4 protein-coding genes are annotated in these 2,800 nt (G+C 42.1%); 3 read left to right on the top strand and 1 reads right to left on the bottom strand.

Going from position 1 to position 2,800, the window contains the following annotated elements:
- Positions 1–66 precede the first annotated feature (66 nt).
- The gene (locus ACFING_RS09530) at positions 67–597 is read left to right on the top strand and encodes a hypothetical protein (RefSeq protein ID WP_375630709.1); all 531 of its coding nucleotides are present in this window, start codon (positions 67–69) and stop codon (positions 595–597) included.
- A 9-nt stretch (positions 598–606) separates the two neighbouring features.
- On the opposite strand, the gene ACFING_RS09525 is transcribed toward ACFING_RS09530, so the two are convergent.
- A complete protein-coding gene (locus ACFING_RS09525; RefSeq protein WP_375630707.1) occupies positions 607–1,233 on the bottom strand; it encodes a hypothetical protein in 627 nt (208 codons plus the stop codon).
- A gap of 202 nt (positions 1,234–1,435) precedes the next feature.
- Here ACFING_RS09525 and ACFING_RS09520 point away from each other — a divergent pair, with 202 nt between their 5' ends.
- Both ACFING_RS09520 and ACFING_RS09515 read left to right on the top strand, forming a co-directional pair.
- Positions 1,436–1,768, top strand: a complete 333-nt coding sequence (locus ACFING_RS09520; RefSeq protein WP_375630705.1) for a hypothetical protein — start codon at positions 1,436–1,438, stop codon at positions 1,766–1,768.
- Positions 1,749–2,800: PBSX family phage terminase large subunit (locus tag ACFING_RS09515; protein ID WP_375630703.1), on the top strand; the 1,052-nt coding region annotated here is incomplete at its 3' end. The genes ACFING_RS09520 and ACFING_RS09515, both read left to right, overlap by 20 nt.

Raw genomic sequence — 2,800 nt, 5'->3', positions numbered from 1 at the left:
ATCGAATTTCATGGTCAAGATCAGAGAGAATTTGGCAAGATATTAAACAGACATCTGAGGACATAAGTGAAAAAAAATAAAAAAAGGGGACGCCCTAAAATAGCAGGGCAGGTAAGAGAACCAAACGGACGTATATCACGTGCAAAAGCACCGCGTGAAGCCGTTGATAAATTGGCAATAGAAATGCGTGCAAAGTGCTTTGGTTTAACGCTACAAGAGGCAAAAAATCCACTTTCTGGTACCTATATCGGGCGGCTTTGCTTGCAAGGCGTGATTACTCAAGAGCAATACGACGCCGCGCAACAGTATTTACAGATAAGGAATAATTACCTTTGTGCAAAAGGCTTGCCTAATGCAATTTATGACGAAATGCCATCATCATCTGATGATAAGGCAAGAGATAAATGGGTAGAATTTGCAACAGAGCAGTTTATAAACACGCAAGAGGCACTAAAAGAAGCACAATGCCTTTATAGACAGTACAATCTTCACGCTGCGCTACAGTACCTCGTTATAGAAGATCAAATGCTACCCCACCTTGTGAATTCACTGCGCGTTGCTCTTAATGTGCTTCAGAAACATTTTGATCGTAAATGACAAGCTCTATTACGGTTGCATTATATAGTATATCCTTCGTAAGTTTCCGCAATGTTCACTGAGTTCCTTTAACCATTTATGATCATTTGTTTTCACGTGAGATACTATGTTATCTACTTGTTCTTTTCTGAAATCGTAACGCTTATCTATAGCCGTCATAAATTTTTTTGCATAATAAATCATTGGATCCTCGTTATCATTGACCACGTCGTATGCCCACATAAAATCGCTTTCACTCCAATCATATTCATCGCGTAAACGCTTTATTACATTGGGTAGATCCATTTGCGACATCTCCTTATTATAATCACCCCGCAATAAACTCATAAGGGATGCACAACCAACAACTGATATGTGACGATACAATATATCTTCCTTGTTAAAAAATGAATATTCTCCGCCATTTCTGAGTGAAAGTTCTTCTGCTTTGCGTACCTTTTCAGAATGCATAGAGCCAATATATGATTCACTTACGTATTTATTGTAAAGTTGATTATACTTCTCTATAGTATCTACACTTGTAAACATACGCGTCAATTTGTCTATAAATCCAAATGACGCTGATGCAGGTAGCGCTGATATAGAAAAGAAAGCTATAAATGTTATGATGCGTGTTATGGATAATGATTTCATCATTTTGAACCCTTAATTATTCATAAGTGCTGTTTAACTGATTCCCTTTGAAATTATCAATATGTGTTATTTTAGTGTTGACAAAGTGTAGCAAATCGTATTTAATGACAGCACTGTACTTGGTTGTATTGTATCTAAACGAGGGACAGTGCAGTTTTGAATCCCCGCAAATGCGGGGTTTTTTATTATCTGGAGGGCGTATTTTATGACATCAGAAAATACACAGCAGGCTCCACAACCCATTAAAAAGCGTATACCACCAAAGGCAGGTCAAGGGCGTGTCAAAGGCGTTCCAAATAAAGTGACGCGCATTTTAAAAGAAGCAGTGGTTAAGGCTGCTGAGAATGCTGGGAATAAAATTGGCAATGATGGTTTGATTTCTTATTTGGAAAAGCAGGCTATGGAATGCCCCGCTGCTTATTTAGCGTTGCTTGGTAAGGTGTTGCCTTTACAGGTAACAGGTGAAGATGGGGGAGCCATTAAGGTGATAACGCGTGTAGAAATCGCGCCTTTGGTCAATGACGACACGACAGATTAATATTGTTCCAAAGCTTATACCGATTTTTACAGATAAGGCTTTGGTGCGTGCTGCTTGGGGTGGACGAGGGTCTGGAAAGACAAGATCATTTGCCTTGATGGCTGCTTTAAAAGGCTATCAATTTGGTATGCAAGGGATATCGGGCACTATACTTTGTGCACGTCAGTTTCAGAATTCTTTGGCAGAAAGTTCATTGGAGGAGATTAAACGCGTCATTGAAGCGCACGACTTTTTAAAGGACTATTACAAGGTTGGGGAGTCGTCGATTAAGTCGATAGATGGTCGTATAGCCTTTCAGTTTTCTGGTCTGGACCGCAATATAGCCAGTATCAAGTCTATGGGGCGTATTTTGCTTTGTTGGGTTGATGAGGCAGAGCCCGTTACAGAGACGGCTTGGCAAACGCTTATACCGACTTTGCGAGAAGAAGGAGAGGGATGGCGGGCAGAATTATGGGTGACATGGAACCCGTTGCGAGAGAATGCCCCCGTTGAGAAGCGGTTTCGCTTTTCAGACAATGAGGCAATCAAGCGTGTTGAGATCAACTGGTCAGACAATCCGAAGTTTCCCAAGATCTTGAATGAAGCGCGGCTTGATGATCTGAGAAACCGTCCAGAGACCTATAAGCATATCTGGGAAGGGGCTTATCTTACAGCGGTTCAAGGCGCTTATTATCAGAAAGAGATGTTGGCAGCCGAGCAGGAGGGGCGGATAGGGCGTGTTGCTCGTGACCCTTTAATGCAAATACGTGCTTTTTGGGATATTGGGGGGACAGGCGCCAAGGCAGATGCCACGGCGATATGGATAGCACAGTTTGTGGGGCGAGAAATTAGAGTGCTTAATTATTACGAAGCACAGGGACAGCCATTATCCGAGCACATAGGCTGGTTACGTCAGAATGGCTATGAGAAGGCATTGATGGTTCTCCCCCATGATGGTGCAACAAGAGACCGTGTACACAATGTGAGTTTTGAGAGCGCTCTTAAACAGGCAGGCTTTCAAACAAAAGTTATCCCTAATCAGGGAGCAGGGGC

Origin of the sequence: Bartonella sp. AP150HLJHH, assembly GCF_042196385.1 — a bacterium.
In the GTDB taxonomy this organism is placed as follows: Bacteria; Pseudomonadota; Alphaproteobacteria; order Rhizobiales; family Rhizobiaceae; genus Bartonella.
The sequence above is the reverse complement of the archived record's forward strand: the minus strand, read 5'-3'. Positions and strand labels throughout refer to the sequence as shown.

Excerpts from the sequence above, each read along its gene's own strand:
- ACFING_RS09525 (WP_375630707.1), bottom strand. The coding sequence starts at position 1,233 with ATGATGAAATCATTATCCATAACACGCATCATAACATTTATAGCTTTC.
- ACFING_RS09520 (WP_375630705.1), top strand. The coding sequence starts at position 1,436 with ATGACATCAGAAAATACACAGCAGGCTCCACAACCCATTAAAAAGCGT.